At 60.9% G+C, this 13543-nt stretch carries 12 protein-coding genes; 5 read left to right on the forward strand and 7 right to left on the reverse strand.

Going from position 1 to position 13543, the window contains the following annotated elements; all coding sequences use genetic code 11:
• Positions 1–84 precede the first annotated feature (84 nt).
• The 4 genes from B9Z34_RS06585 to B9Z34_RS06600 all read left to right on the forward strand — a co-directional run bounded on the left by B9Z34_RS06585 (position 85) and on the right by B9Z34_RS06600 (position 4823).
• A complete protein-coding gene (locus B9Z34_RS06585) occupies positions 85–1422 on the forward strand; it encodes an ABC transporter substrate-binding protein (RefSeq protein WP_108427311.1) in 1338 nt (445 codons plus the stop codon).
• Positions 1423–1558: 136 nt separating this feature from the next.
• Positions 1559–2368 carry an ABC transporter ATP-binding protein gene (locus B9Z34_RS06590; protein WP_108427312.1) on the forward strand — a complete coding sequence of 270 codons (810 nt, stop codon included), beginning with the start codon at positions 1559–1561 and terminating at the stop codon, positions 2366–2368.
• A gap of 45 nt (positions 2369–2413) precedes the next feature.
• Positions 2414–3676: a phenylacetate--CoA ligase family protein gene (locus tag B9Z34_RS06595; protein ID WP_108427313.1), complete on the forward strand. Its 1263-nt coding sequence runs from the start codon at positions 2414–2416 to the stop codon at positions 3674–3676.
• Between the two features lie 160 nt (positions 3677–3836).
• Complete coding sequence (locus tag B9Z34_RS06600; RefSeq protein WP_108427314.1) at positions 3837–4823, forward strand: tripartite tricarboxylate transporter substrate-binding protein; 987 nt, start codon at positions 3837–3839, stop codon at positions 4821–4823.
• A gap of 133 nt (positions 4824–4956) precedes the next feature.
• Here B9Z34_RS06600 and B9Z34_RS06605 read toward each other — a convergent pair whose 3' ends face one another.
• The 6 genes from B9Z34_RS06605 to B9Z34_RS06630 all read right to left on the reverse strand — a co-directional run bounded on the left by B9Z34_RS06605 (position 4957) and on the right by B9Z34_RS06630 (position 10048).
• The gene (locus B9Z34_RS06605; protein ID WP_108427315.1) at positions 4957–5388 is read right to left on the reverse strand and encodes a biopolymer transporter ExbD; all 432 of its coding nucleotides are present in this window, start codon (positions 5386–5388) and stop codon (positions 4957–4959) included.
• A gap of 18 nt (positions 5389–5406) precedes the next feature.
• A complete protein-coding gene (locus tag B9Z34_RS06610) occupies positions 5407–5835 on the reverse strand; it encodes a biopolymer transporter ExbD (RefSeq protein WP_108427316.1) in 429 nt (142 codons plus the stop codon).
• Positions 5835–6656 carry a MotA/TolQ/ExbB proton channel family protein gene (locus tag B9Z34_RS06615; protein ID WP_108427317.1) on the reverse strand — a complete coding sequence of 274 codons (822 nt, stop codon included), beginning with the start codon at positions 6654–6656 and terminating at the stop codon, positions 5835–5837. The genes B9Z34_RS06610 and B9Z34_RS06615 overlap by 1 nt, the downstream gene beginning before the upstream one ends.
• A 64-nt stretch (positions 6657–6720) precedes the next feature.
• Positions 6721–7419, reverse strand: a complete 699-nt coding sequence (locus B9Z34_RS14790) for an energy transducer TonB (protein WP_108427318.1) — start codon at positions 7417–7419, stop codon at positions 6721–6723.
• 95 nt (positions 7420–7514) lie between these two features.
• Positions 7515–7967: a hypothetical protein gene (locus tag B9Z34_RS06625; RefSeq protein WP_108427319.1), complete on the reverse strand. Its 453-nt coding sequence runs from the start codon at positions 7965–7967 to the stop codon at positions 7515–7517.
• A complete protein-coding gene (locus B9Z34_RS06630) occupies positions 7964–10048 on the reverse strand; it encodes an ATP-dependent helicase (RefSeq protein WP_108427320.1) in 2085 nt (694 codons plus the stop codon). The genes B9Z34_RS06625 and B9Z34_RS06630 overlap by 4 nt, the downstream gene beginning before the upstream one ends.
• 182 nt (positions 10049–10230) lie before the next feature.
• Here B9Z34_RS06630 and B9Z34_RS06635 point away from each other — a divergent pair, with 182 nt between their 5' ends.
• Positions 10231–11199, forward strand: a complete 969-nt coding sequence (locus B9Z34_RS06635; protein ID WP_108427321.1) for an AEC family transporter — start codon at positions 10231–10233, stop codon at positions 11197–11199.
• Positions 11200–11213: 14 nt separating this feature from the next.
• Here B9Z34_RS06635 and priA read toward each other — a convergent pair whose 3' ends face one another.
• On the reverse strand, positions 11214–13319 hold the full coding sequence (gene priA, locus B9Z34_RS06640) for a primosomal protein N' (protein ID WP_108427368.1): 2106 nt from the start codon (positions 13317–13319) through the stop codon (positions 11214–11216).
• Between the last annotated feature and the right edge of the window lie 224 nt (positions 13320–13543).

Here is a 13543-nt window from a genome sequence, read left to right on the forward strand (position 1 = left end):
TGGTCTCAGTCATGCAGGCACAGTGATCAAGCTTGACTGATGGGCCCATTGATTTTTTTACTCACAAACGAAGGAGACAGTTTCATGAAACTCAAAAAATTAGCTTTGCTGGCCACTCTGGCATGTGCAGGGTTGTCTGCAGTGGTTACCAGTACCGCTGTTATGGCGCAATCAAAAGTGCAGTTTTTCCCAAGCTTGACAGGGCGCACAGGCCCTGTTGCACCCAACGCAACCCCATTTGCGAACGGGTATGCCGATTACATGAAGTTGGTGAATCTGCGTGGAGGTATCAACGGTGTTCAGACGCTTGTCGAGGAGTGCGAAACCGCCTATGCCACGGATCGTGGCGTTGAGTGCTACGAGCGCTTGAAGGGCAAGCATGGCGGTGCTACGGTCTTCCAGCCGCTGTCTACAGGTATCACATTTGCGCTCACAGAAAAGATTCCAGGGGACAAGATTCCGATGATTACATCGGGCTACGGCCGCAGCGATTCAGCAGATGGTGGGGTCTTCAAATGGAACTTTCCATTGATTGGTCACTACTGGGTTGCAGGAGACGTTCTGTTGCAACACATTGCCAAACAGGCTGGTGGTTGGGACAAGCTTAAAGGTAAGAAAATTGCAGTCGGTTATCACGACAGCCCCTTCGGTAAGGAGTTGTTGCCGATTGTGCAAGAGCGAGCAGCCACCCACGGCTTTACCCTTCAGTTGTTGCCCATACCTGCTCCGGGGGTTGAGCAAAAAGCCATTTGGCTTCAAATTCGTCAACAGCGCCCTGATTACGTGATGCTGCAAACATGGGGTGTTATGACCGCCACATCGATCAAGGAAGCCATTGCAACAGGCTATCCCCGGGAAAAGATGTTTGGTACATGGTGGTCTGGTGCTGAACCAGATATCAAGGATATCGGTGCTGCTGCTAAAGGCTACAACGCCGTGATGATGCAGCACGGTGCCGAGCCTCAGTCTGATGTAGTCAAGGAAATCCTGGCAAAAGTGCACGACAAAGGCCAAGGTACGGGTCCTAGGGCTGAAGTGGGCGAGGTGCTGTACATGCGTGGCGTCGTTGGCGCGATGCTGGCTGTCGAAGGCGTCCGTCAAGCACAAGAAAAGTACGGTAAGGGCAAGTGGGTTTCTCCGGAGCAAGCGCGCTGGGGTTATGAAAACCTCAATTTGACGCAGGCCAAGCTGGATGCCTTGGGCTTCAAGGGTGTCATGCGTCCCGTTTCCACATCCTGTGCTGATCACATGGGATCTGCTTGGGCTCGGGTTCACACTTGGGATGGCAGCAAATTCGTTTGGGCCTCGGATTGGCTGCAGGCGGATGAACAGATCATCAAGCCTATGGTCAAAGCTTCCGCTGATAAGTATGCCTCTGAAAAGAAGCTGACACGCCGCACTCCTGCGGATTGCCAGTCCTGATCGGTGAACAGCCCGCTGCGCAAGTGGCGGGCTGCAGTTGCTCGGTGGCTTGCGCTACCGGCAGCTGCCAAATGAAACCTTTGCGTGCAGCGGTTTCATTTGGCTTGAACCCCAGAGTAAAGAAAAGGCAAAGTCCATGAGCGACAAAAAAATTGTTCTGAACGTCAATGGCATCGAAGTCATCTACAACCACGTCATCCTGGTTCTCAAGGGCGTGTCCTTGCAGGTGCCCGAGCAAGGCATCGTGGCTTTGCTGGGCGGCAACGGCGCGGGTAAGACCACCACGCTGCGGGCCATCTCCAACTTGCTCAAGGGCGAACGGGGGGAAGTGACCAAGGGCTCCATTGAATTGCATGGCGAGCGGATCGAAAACCTCTCGCCTGCCGACCTGGTCAACCGGGGTGTGGTGCAGGTGATGGAAGGCCGTCACTGCTTCGCCCACCTGACCATCGAAGAAAACCTGATGACCGGCAGTTACACCCGCACCGACAAGGGCGAAATCGCGGCCAATCTGGACAAGGTCTACACCTACTTCCCACGCCTCAAAACCCGCCGCACTTCGCAAGCGGCCTACACTTCGGGTGGCGAGCAGCAAATGTGTGCCATTGGCCGCGCCCTCATGACCAACCCCAGTGTGGTGTTGCTCGATGAACCTTCGATGGGTCTGGCCCCACAGATCGTGGAAGAGGTGTTCAACATCGTGAAAGACTTGAACGACAAGGAAAAAGTCACTTTCCTGATCGCAGAGCAGAACACCAACATGGCCCTGAAATACGCCGACTACGGCTACATCATGGAGTCGGGGCGTATCGTGATGGACGGCGCGGCTGAAGACCTGCGCACCAACGAGGATGTGAAAGAGTTTTACCTGGGTATGGGCGGCGGCGAGCGCAAGAGTTTCAAAGACGTCAAGAGCTACAAGCGCCGCAAGCGTTGGTTGGCTTGATCTTTGCCTGATTTGTTTTCCCCGAAGTACCCAGAAATTTCACACATGTCGCAGCACTTTGATACGTTAGAAACACGCACACCACAAGAGCGTGAGGTGGCTCTGATGTCAGCTTTGCCTGCTCAGATTGCAAACGCCAAGGCACATGCACCAGCCTTTGCAGAGTTGCTCCGTGATGTGGATGGGACCCAAATCAATAGCCGGGTTGCGTTGGCACGCTTACCAGTTTTGCGCAAACACCAGTTACTCGAACGACAGCATGCTTTGCGTGATAAGGATCCATTGGGCGGTTTTTCGACGATTGGTTGGAAAGGCATGATTCGTCCGAATGGTGTGCGCCGCATTTATCAGTCTCCTGGTCCGATTTATGAGCCTGAGGGACATGCGTCTGATTATTGGCGTGCAGCGCGTGCCATGAAGGCGGCTGGTTTTGAAGCTGGTGACTTGGTTCACAACTGTTTCAGTTACCACCTGACGCCAGGTGCATGGATCATGGAGAGCGGAGCCCATGCTCTCGGCTGTGCGGTGTTTCCCGGAGGTGTTGGTAACACGGAACAACAGCTTGCTGCCGTAGCTGATTTGCGTCCGGTCGCTTATGCCGGTACCCCTAGTTTTTTAAAAATTTTGCTTGAAAAAGCCCAAGAATCTGGTCACAAGTTGTCTTTTACCAAAGCGTTGGTGTCAGGTGAAGCTTGCCCGCCATCTTTGCGCGACTGGTTTACACAGCGGGGTGTGGCTGTTTTTCAGTGCTATGCCACGGCCGATGTGGGTTTGATTGCCTATGAAACCGCTTCGCGTGAAGGCCTGGTGCTGGACGAAGGCGTGATCGTCGAGATCGTGCGTCCTGGCACAGGGGACCCTGTGCCTGATGGTGAAGTAGGTGAAGTGGTCGTCACAGTCCTTAACCCCGATTACCCCATGATCCGTTTTGGCACAGGCGACCTGTCGGCCATCTTGCCCGGCACCTGCCCCACGGGCCGCACGGGTTTGCGCATCAAAGGCTGGATGGGCCGCGCCGACCAGACCACCAAGATCCGGGGCATGTTTGTGCACCCCGGTCAGGTGGCCGAAATCGTCAAGCGCTTCCCCGAGGTGCGCAAGGCCCGCCTGGTGGTGACCGGTGAGATGGCCAACGACCAGATGGCTTTGCATGTCGAGACCGATCACCTGAGCGATGAGGCGCTTAAGGCCCGGGTTTCTGAAGCGGTGCGTGATGTCACCAAACTCCGTGGCGAGGTGCATCTGGTCCAGTCCGGCAGCCTGGCCAACGATGGCAAAGTGATCGAAGACGCTCGCAGTTACCAGTGAGCCCCTGTTTTCAGGGTTTTGGCAACGCCATGTTGTGGCCGCGGGCGGCCCAATTCCTTAATGAAATCAAGGTCATACAAGGGTTAGCCGCTAAGTAGTTTCCGCGATTTCGTGACACTCTTGAAGTTTTAAACTGTACAGTCAATTTCAGGAGTGTTAGATGAAGCAATGGATCGCTCTGGCCGCTTTGGCCGCTGTGTCTGTGGGTGTTCAGGCCCAGACTTTCCCCGGTAACAAACCTGTCTCAATCGTGGTGCCGTTCACCGCAGGTGGCCCGACAGACCGGGTGGCACGCGACTTGGCCGAAGCCATGCGCAAGCAGATTCCCGGCAGCAACTTCGTGGTCGAAAACGCCGCGGGTGCAGGCGGCACGATTGGTGCCACCAAGGTGGCCAAAGCCAATCCCGATGGCCACACGCTGTTGCTGTTCCACATCGGCATGGCCGCCACACCCGCCCTGTACCGCAAGATTGCCTACAAGCCGCTGGAAGACTTCGAGTTTTTGGGCATGGTCAATGACGTGCCCATGACCTTGATCGGCAAACCACAGCTGCCCGCCAACACTTACCGCGATTTCGAGAACTACATCCGCGCCAATGCGGGCAAGTTGAACATCGCCCACGCAGGTCTGGGTTCCGCCTCGCACATCTGTGGGTTGCTGTGGCAATCCAATCTGCAGACCAAAGACGCAATGACCACCATCCCGTTTGGCGGCACCGCGCCCGCCATGACCGCCTTGATCGGTGGCCAGGTCGATGTCATGTGTGACCAGACCACCAACACCACCAGCCAGATCGAAGGCGGTCGCGTCAAGGCTTTTGCGGTCACCACCGCCAAGCCCCTGGCCAGTCACCCTGTGCTCAAGCATTACCCCAGCTTGCAGGAAATGGGTTTGAAGGGTTTCAACTTGACCATCTGGCATGGTTTGTATGCCCCCAAAGGCACGCCCGCAGCGATCACCAAGACCCTGAACGACGCTTTGAAGAAAGCGCTGAAAGACCCCGAATTCATCAAGAAGAACGAAGGCCTGGGCGCTTTGGTGGTGACCGACAAGCGTGTCGAGCCTGAAGAGCACAAGAAGTTTGTGGCCGCCGAGATGATCAAGATCAAGGCCGCGGTTGACGCGGCTGGCAAGTACGCCGACTGATCCGGGTTCTCTCCCCTTGAAAAGCCGCTCTCGAGCGGCTTTTTTCTTTGGGCGTGACATCCAGCGTGGTCATGCCCCACTCGATCGGGCATCCATGGCGGGTGAGCGGCGCTGCCAGCTTCTGGTGTGCCGGTTACGGGCTGGCGAAGCGTTCGGTGCCGACGATGCCCAGCTTGGTCAAGCCCAGCCGCTGGGCACTGGCCAGCACCGCTGCGGTGGCTTCGTATTTGGCTTGGGCATGTGAGCGGATGTGCAGCTCCGGTTGCGGCTGCACGGCGGCCGCTTCGGCGAGGCGGGTCTCCAAGGCTTGTCGGTCGCCCAGCAGCTGACCGTTCCAGCGCAGGCTGGCGTCAGCGTCGATGTCCAGCCGGATCACCACCGGATCTTGCTTTTTCGCCGCAGCAGCGGCCACAGGCATGTCCAAGTTGACCGCGTGCAACTGCGCCGGGATGGTGATGATCAGCATGATGATCAACACCAACATCACGTCGATCAGGGGCGTGGTGTTGATGTCCATCATCACGTCCGGTTCGTCGCTGTGGCTGGTGCCCAGATTCATGGCCATGGTGGTGTCCTAAGGGGGTCAGCGGGCCGGGTCGGTGATGAAGCCGACCTGGGTGATGCCCGCGCGTTGCACCGCGTACATGACGCGCCCCACCGATTCGAAAGCGCTTTGCGCATCGCCCCGGATTTGCACATCGGGCTGCGGCTTCATGGCGCCAAACTTTTTCAAGCGTTCGACCAGCTCGCCAGGCGTTTTGACGGGCGTGTCGTAGAGGTAGATTTGCCCTGCCTGGTTGACCGAGATGATCACGGTGTCGGGTTTGGCCTCGCGCACCACGTTCTGTTCTTTGGGCAGCTCCACCTTGATCGAGGTGGTCACCACCGGGATGGTGATCAGAAAAATGATCAAGAGCACCAGCATCACGTCCACCAAGGGCGTGGTGTTGATGGTGCCGATGACCTCGTCATCGTCCTGATTGCCCAGCGTGGGGCCGAGGTTCATGCCCATTATTTTTGGCCTGAGGCCAGCAGCACGGCGTGCAGGTCGGCACCGAAGGCGTTGACTTCATCCATCGCCGCTTTGTTGCGGCGCACCAGCCAGTTGTAGCCCAGCACGGCGGGCACGGCCACAGCCAGGCCAATGGCGGTCATGATCAGCGCCTCGCCCACGGGGCCCGCCACCTTGTCGATGCTGGCCTGGCCCGACATGCCGATCTTGACCAGGGCGTGGTAGATGCCCCAAACCGTGCCGAACAAGCCGACAAAAGGCGCAGTAGAGCCCACGGTGGCCAGCACGGCCAGGCCGTTTTGCAGGCGGTTTTGCACCGTGCCCATGGCCCGCTGCAGTGCCATCGTGACCCAGGTGTTGAAGTCCACATTGCCCAGCAGGCCTGGGTGTTTGCTGGCACCCTCCAGGCCTTTTTCGGCGATGAAGCGGAAGGGGCTGTCTGCTTCCAAAGCCTCGGCCGCTTGCCGCACAGAGCCCGCCGCCCAGAAGTTCGCTTGCGCGGTTTTGGCAAATCGGTGCAGCTTGGATTGTTCGGTGAACTTGGTGAAGATCACATACCAGCTGCCCATGCTCATGAGCACCAGAATCAGCAAGGTGCCCTTGGCCACTGCATCTCCCTGCGCCCACAGGGCACCCAGGCCATAGGGGTTGTCCTGGACCGAGCCGGCCTCGGCGGGTGCCAGGCTGGCGACGGCGGAGGTCGTGCTGCTGGTCGTGACGTTGGCGGGGCTGGCGTCGGGCGCTGCCACGCTGTGGCCGGTCATGAACAAGCTGGCGCACAAAACGGCACCCAGCAGGCGGTGTCTCAGGGCGTTGAACATGTTGAAATTTCCTTGGTGCTGTGTCATGGGGTGGTGTTCAGGGTGGCGGGCGGTGAGGGCGTCATCACTCCAGCCGCCAGGTGTATTTGATGCTGGCCCAGGCTTGTTCGGCCTTGCCATCGACCATGGCTGGCTTGAATTGGCATTTGGACAGACCGGCACGGGCCGCTTCGTCCAGGCGTTTGAAGCCCGAGCTTTTTTCGATCTCGGACTGGATGACCTTGCCATCGGCCCCGACCAGGAAACGCACGGTCACCGTGCCTTCTTCTTCCATGCGCCTGGAGGCGCTGGGGTATTCGGGCTTGTCGCATTGGGCCATGTTGACCCCGGCCGCCGTGCGCACAGGCGCACGCGCAGCGGGTGCGGGGTTGGTGGCGGGCGTTGCCGAGGGTGCTGCCAACGGGGAGGGCACGGCGGGGGACGGTGTGGGGCTGACCGCGGCGATGGCGTTGGCCGGGGCGGCCACGGGGGGCGTCACGGCAGGCGGCACATACGCGGGCGGCGGGGTCTGGGGCGGTGGGGTCTGGGGCGGTGGGGGTTTGGACGGCGCAGGTGGCGGCGGCTGGGGCGAGGGTGGCGTTGCCAGCTCGGGTTTCTTTTCTTCCAGCAACAGCGCTTGCACCACGTTGGGCATCTTTTGAATGACGGTGCGCGTTAAGCCCGCCTGGACGGCCCAAAACAACAAGGCATGCAGAACCACCACCCCAGCCAGACCGAGCAGCTTTCGCTTCGGCGGTGCTTGAAGGTAAGTGGACGCGTTCATCTGGTCAAAGGCCCTGAGAGTGGAGGTCTGTATTTTGCGTGAGAAAACAGTGGCCTTTGGACGGCGCAGGCCAATTCACCAGCGGGGGCTGGGGGTCAGGGCTGGCGGGTCAATACGAAGGGGCGGGTGTCCTGACCGGCTGTCGTTCTTTGGCCCTGAATTTGACGCCCACAAGCCGCTTGGGGCAGGTTGCCCAGCCAGGTGGCGGCGATTCGTTGGCCGTCGTGGGTCTCTTCCAGGGTGAACTCGCCGTCGTCCAGGTCGGCCACCACCGCGCGGGGTTTCGACGCCGTTGCGGTGATCCATTCGCCCCGCAAACTGCCCACGTGTTCAGGGTGGGGGCCCAAGGTCAAAGTCCCCAGGGGTTCACCTGTGATCTGTACGGTCCAGGTGCCGTGCAGCATGTCAGGGCTCATGTCCTGGGCACTGGGGCAGCCCGTGCGTGTGGGCAGCCCCTGGCAGGCACTCATGGTCAGGGTCAGGGCCAGCAGGCCGCACAGCCAGGCGGCTGGGGCGCATCGGTTCAAAAAGGCGTGTGTTCGGTTCATGCTTTGGCTTGCGCTGCCGCCGCTGCAGAGACTGCTGCGCGTTGGGCAAATTCGGCCCGCAGCGCCTTGAGTTTTTCGCGTGGGTCTTCTTGGGTGGTCTTTTCATCCAGCCGCATTTCGGCAATGAAGCGGCTGGGCAGGGCGGCCACGGTTTCGCGGCCTTTTTTGCGGCGTTTGGTCCAGCTGACAGCCAGGCTGCGCTGGGCGCGTGTGATGCCCACGTACATCAGGCGACGCTCTTCCTGCAGTCGCAGCAAGATGCCCTCCTGGCTGGCCCCTTCGGTGGTGTCGTCGTCGCCCAGTTTGAAGGGCAGCAGGCCTTCGTTCACACCGACCAGCACCACATGCGGCCATTCCAGACCCTTGGAGGCGTGCAGAGTCGACAGGGTCACCACGTTCTGGTCTTTCTCGCGCTCGCTCAGGGTGGAGATCAGCGAGATGGTCTGCGCCACCTCCAGCAGGTTCTTGGTTTCGGTGGTTTCAGTTCCGGTGGCGTCTTCGATCTCGCCACCGCAGCGCCCGGCCATCCAGTCGCAAAACTCCAGCACATTGGTCCAGCGGGCCGAGGCCACTTTTTCGTTGTCCTCGCCGTCGTACAGGTGCGACTCATAACCAATCTCTTGGAGCCACTCCAGCAGAAACGCCAGCGCCGCCTCTTTGCCCAGGGTCTGGCGCGCACGGTGTTCCAGGTCGTTGATGTAGCGGCCAAATTCGTGCAAGCCGGCCACGGCGCGGGCGTTCACGGCGCTGGGCAGGCTGCCCGCAAACAGGGCCTCGAACAGGCTCAGTTTGTACTGCGTGGCAAAAGTGCCCAGCTGACCCAGCGTCTGGTGGCCGATGCCGCGCTTGGGGCTGGTGATGGCGCGCAAAAACGCCGGGTCGTCGTCGTTGTTGATCCACAGGCGAAACCAGGCGCACAGGTCCTTGATCTCGGCCTTGTCAAAAAAGCTCTGCCCGCCCGAGACCTTGTAAGGAATGTTGGCGCGGCGCAGCGCCTGCTCAAACGGCCGGGCCATGTGGTTGGCCCGGTACAGGATGGCAAAGTCCTTGAACTCGCGGTGTTTGGAGGGGTTGATCTGCCCGCCACGAATCGACTGGATGCGGGCAATCGCCCGGTCGGCTTCGTGCTCTTCGTTCACAGCATCGATCACGCGCACCGGCTCGCCCTCACCCAGTTCCGAAAACAGCGTTTTGGGGAACAGCTTGGGGTTGGGCTGGATCACGTTGTTGGCCGCCCGCAAGATGGCGCTGGTGGAGCGGTAGTTCTGCTCCAGCTTGATGACCTTCAAATTTGGAAAATCCACGGGCAGACGTTTGAGGTTGTCCAGCGTCGCGCCGCGCCAGCCGTAGATCGACTGGTCGTCGTCGCCCACCGCCGTGAAGCGCGCCCGCTCCCCCACCAGGTGTTTCAGCACCTCGTATTGCGTGGCGTTGGTGTCCTGGTATTCGTCCACCAGCACATGGCCCATCTTGGCCTGCCAGCGCTCGCGCACCTCGGGGTAGTCGGCCAGCAGTTTCAGGGGCATGCCGATCAGGTCGTCGAAGTCCACGCTTTGGTAAGCGGTCAGCCGCTCTTCGTACAGCGCCATGATGCGGGCGATCACCCGGGCGTTGTCGTCTGGCGCTTGGGCCGCGGCCTGCTCGGCGTTCAGGCCCATGTTTTTCCACAGGCTGATGGTCCACTGCCACTGGCGGGCGGTGACGGCGTCGGTGGTGCCGCCGCAATCCTTGAGGATGCTGGTCACATCGTCCGCGTCCATGATGCTGAACTGCGGTTTCAGGCCCAACACATGGCCGTCCTCGCGCATGATGCGCACACCCAGGGCGTGGAAGGTGCAGACCGTCACGTCCTTGGCCGCCTTGCCAATCAAATCTTTGGCCCGCTCGCGCATCTCGGCAGCGGCCTTGTTGGTGAAGGTGATGGCGGCGATGCGTTTGGGCTCCAGCCCGGCTTCAATCAGGCGGCCGATCTTGTGCGTGATCACCCGCGTCTTGCCCGAACCCGCCCCGGCCAGCACCAGGCAAGGGCCGGAGACATAGTTCACGGCTTCGAGTTGGGCGTTGTTGAGTCCGGCTGACATGGGGAATGGGGCGATCGGGGCAAAGCGGGCCATCATAGCGGGCTTGGGCCGGGGCAGGTCTTGGGAGAGGGCGCGTCACACAGTTGCAGCGCGTGGTTCACGCCGCTTTGGGCGGGTCAACTTTGTCCGCACTGCGACTGTGCAGGCCGAGGGCCCTACTGGTTTACCCCGACAATCAGCCCATGCTTGAAATCCTGCGTGTCACTTTTCCTTTCTTCGCCTTGGTCTTGTGCGGCTATGGCGCTGCCCGGTTGAAGTTTTTGCCCCTCGAGGCTATTTCTGGTTTGAATGGTTTTGTGCTGTTTTTTGCACTGCCTTGCATGCTGTTCCGCTTTGGGGCCGACACGCCGATTGCCCAGTTGCTCGATGCCGGGGTGTTTTTCACGTATTTGTTTTGTGCCTTGCTGATCGTGGCGTTCAGCATCGCCATCAGCCTGAATGCGCACATCCGCTGGAACGACGCGTCTTTGGGTGCGCTGGTGGCGGCCTTTCCCAATACCGGCTTCATGGGCGTGCCCTTGCTGGTGGCGTTGCTGGGTGCGCAGGCGGTGGGGCCGGCCATCGTGACCATCGTGGTGGACCTGGTGATCACCTCTTCGCTGTGCGTGGCTTTGTCGCGCATGGACGCGGCCGGGCAGCATGGCGCGGCAGTGGCGGCCCGCAAGGCGTTGGCGGGGGTGCTGCGCAACCCCATGCCCTGGGCTATCAGCCTGGGCGCGGCGTTTTCATTCTGGAACCTGGAGTTGATCGGTCCGGTGAACAAAACCGTGAGCTTGCTGGCCGATGCAGCGTCGCCCGTGGCGCTGTTCACCATTGGGGCGGTGTTGGCCCGCTCGCAAATGCTGGCGCACGAGCGCCCTCATGGCGCTTTGCGCACGGTCGATTACCTGCCGATTTCACTCATCAAATTGGTGTTGCACCCGGTGTTGGTTTTGCTGGTGGGTTTGACGGCCATCCAGTGGGGCCTGCCGATCGAGCCCTTCGCCCTGCAGGTGATGGTGCTGGTGGCTGCCCTGCCCAGCGCCAGCAATGTGTCGCTGTTGGCCGAGCGCCTGGGCGCGGACAACGGCCGCATTGCCCGCATCATTTTGGTCACCACGGCGGTGGCGTTCTTGACGTTTTCGGGGGCGGTGGCGTTTTTCAAAAACTGAGCCGCCAGGGGCGATCAGATCGCCTGCGGGTCCACGTCCACCAGCCAGCGGATCACGCCTTTGTGTTCGGGTTGGCTGCGCACCTGATGCAGCACGCCGTGCAGGTGCCACAGCATTTTTTGCAGCGCCATGCGGTTGGGGCTCTCCAGCAGCATTTGGGCGCGTTCCACATCGGCCACACGCTGCATGCTCATGGGCACGGCGGGGTAAACGCTGACCTGCAAGACCAGGTCGGCGGTGGCCGGGTCGGCGCTCAGTTGGGCTTCCAGCGTTTCGCGGGCGGCGTTCAGCAGGGCTTGGGCGGCTTCCTGGGTGCGGGCGTCGGCGCGCAGCAGGGCCTGGTGGCTGATGGGCGGCAGGTCGGCGGCAGTGCGCTCGGCCAATTCGCTGGCGGCAAAGGCCGGGTAGTCGTGTTTTTTCAGGGCTTCAAACAGCGGGTGCGTGGGGTGAAAGGTCTGCACCCACATCTCGCTGGTGGCGCTTTGCGCGGCGTCGCGCCCGGCGCGTCCTGCCGCCTGCATGAGCAGCGCAAACAGCCGCTCTGGAGCCCGAAAGTCGCTTGAAAACAGCGCCGTGTCCGGGTTCACAGCGGCCACCAGCGTGATGCGCCTGAAGTCGTGTCCCTTGGCGATCATTTGCGTGCCCACCAGCACATCCACTTCGCCCGAATGCACCTGTGCCAGCTGGCTTTCCAGCGCGCCTTTGAGGCGGGTGCTGTCGGCGTCGATGCGGGCGATGCGCACGGGCGTGCCGTCGGGGCGCAACACATGCGCGAGCAATTCGCCCAGGTGTTCTTCGAGTTGTTCGGTGCCCCGGCCAATCGGCGCGATGTCGGCGTTGCCGCACTCGGGGCAGGCGCGGGGCACGCGCTCGGTCAGGCCGCAGTGGTGGCAGCGCAGGGTGCGGTCAATCTTGTGAAACACCCGGAATGCGCTGCAGTGCTTGCATTCGCTTTTCCAGCCGCAGTCGGCGCAGTGCAGCACCGGGGCATAGCCGCGGCGGTTGAGCAGCAGCATGCATTGCTCACCGCGCTCCACCCGCTCCTGGATGGCGGCCACCAAAGGCGCAGACAGCACCGTACGGCGGGGTTGTTTGTTCATGTCAACCCGGCGCACTTTGGGCAGCAGGCCGGTACCAATGCGGGAGGGCATCAGCAGTCGCTGGTATCGCCCGCCGGGGTCGCCCTCGGTGGCCGGGCGGCTGTGGTGCCAGCTCTCCAGCGATGGCGTGGCCGAGGCCAGCAGCACCTGGGCGTTTTGCAGGCGTCCCCGGTACACGGCCAGGTCGCGGGCCGAGTAGCGTGCGCCTTCTTGCTGCTTGTAGCTGGGGTCGTGTTCTTCGTCGACCACGATCAGCTTCAGGTGCGGCATGGACGCAAAAATCGCCATGCGCGTGCCCAGCACGATGCGGGCGTGGCCCGCGTGCGCAGCCAGCCAGGCTTTGAGGCGCTGGGCGGGCGTCATGCCGCTGTGCATGGCCACCACCGCCTCGGTCCCAAAACGGGCTTGTACCCGTTCTTCCAGCTGGGGCGTGAGGTTGATCTCGGGCACCATGAGCAGGGCCTGGGCCTGCGGGTCGGTGGTCAGCATGCGCTCTACCGCTTGCAAATACACCTCGGTCTTGCCGCTGCCAGTGCTGCCAAACAGCAAAAACGGCCCAGTGCCTTTGGCCATTTGGTCCAGCACGGTGCTTTGCTCGGGTGAGAGGGCCGGGCCCGGTATGGTTTGTATGGTGCGTTCGGTGTTTTGCTTTTTCAGGCGACGCGCCAGTTGTTCGCTGGTCAGGTCGCGCAGCTGGGGCGGCAGGGCCGACAGGGCCACCTCGCCCAGCGAGCGCTGGTAATACTGGGCCGAGAACTGCACCAATTGCCGCCAAGCCTCATCGAGTGGGGCCAGGCCTTCGAGCACGCTCAACACATCGCGCACGGCCGAGGCGGGCATGTCGGTGGGCGCGGCATCGCGCACGGCCCACACCACACCCAGCACCTCGCGTTGGCCCAAAGGCACGCGCACCAGCTGACCGGGCTGCAGCCCAAAGGGGCTGCGGTAGCTCAGCAGACCCCCCACCTGGCTGTGGGCCGGGGTCTGGACGGCAACGTCGATCCAGTGGTGGGTGCTCACATTGTTCACAGTGTTTTGGATGAAATTGCCAGAATTGGAAGTTAGCTGATTTCTTGAAACAAGATGTAAGTCATTGATTTTTCAGCATTTTGAGGGCGATCCAAAAAAACTGTGGATAACTTTGTTGAAAACCTGGTCGGGATGCGCTGGAAGCCTTGAAAATCAAGCCTTCCAACAAATTGCACATCCAATGTGCAAGATAAAAAACCCAATAAAATCAATGA

This window comes from Limnohabitans sp. Hippo3 (genome assembly GCF_003063665.1).
Taxonomy (GTDB): Bacteria; Pseudomonadota; Gammaproteobacteria; order Burkholderiales; family Burkholderiaceae_C; genus Limnohabitans_A.

What these genes read in the sequence shown, in the direction of transcription:
- B9Z34_RS06585 (WP_108427311.1), top strand. Translation starts at nt 85, where the DNA reads ATGAAACTCAAAAAATTAGCTTTGCTGGCCACTCTGGCATGTGCAGGG.
- B9Z34_RS06590 (WP_108427312.1), top strand. Translation starts at nt 1,559, where the DNA reads ATGAGCGACAAAAAAATTGTTCTGAACGTCAATGGCATCGAAGTCATC.
- B9Z34_RS06595 (WP_108427313.1), top strand. Translation starts at nt 2,414, where the DNA reads ATGTCGCAGCACTTTGATACGTTAGAAACACGCACACCACAAGAGCGT.
- B9Z34_RS06600 (WP_108427314.1), top strand. Translation starts at nt 3,837, where the DNA reads ATGAAGCAATGGATCGCTCTGGCCGCTTTGGCCGCTGTGTCTGTGGGT.
- B9Z34_RS06605 (WP_108427315.1), bottom strand. Translation starts at nt 5,388, where the DNA reads ATGGCCATGAATCTGGGCACCAGCCACAGCGACGAACCGGACGTGATG.
- B9Z34_RS06610 (WP_108427316.1), bottom strand. Translation starts at nt 5,835, where the DNA reads ATGGGCATGAACCTCGGCCCCACGCTGGGCAATCAGGACGATGACGAG.
- B9Z34_RS06615 (WP_108427317.1), bottom strand. Translation starts at nt 6,656, where the DNA reads ATGTTCAACGCCCTGAGACACCGCCTGCTGGGTGCCGTTTTGTGCGCC.
- B9Z34_RS14790 (WP_108427318.1), bottom strand. Translation starts at nt 7,419, where the DNA reads ATGAACGCGTCCACTTACCTTCAAGCACCGCCGAAGCGAAAGCTGCTC.
- B9Z34_RS06625 (WP_108427319.1), bottom strand. Translation starts at nt 7,967, where the DNA reads ATGAACCGAACACACGCCTTTTTGAACCGATGCGCCCCAGCCGCCTGG.
- B9Z34_RS06630 (WP_108427320.1), bottom strand. Translation starts at nt 10,048, where the DNA reads ATGTCAGCCGGACTCAACAACGCCCAACTCGAAGCCGTGAACTATGTC.
- B9Z34_RS06635 (WP_108427321.1), top strand. Translation starts at nt 10,231, where the DNA reads ATGCTTGAAATCCTGCGTGTCACTTTTCCTTTCTTCGCCTTGGTCTTG.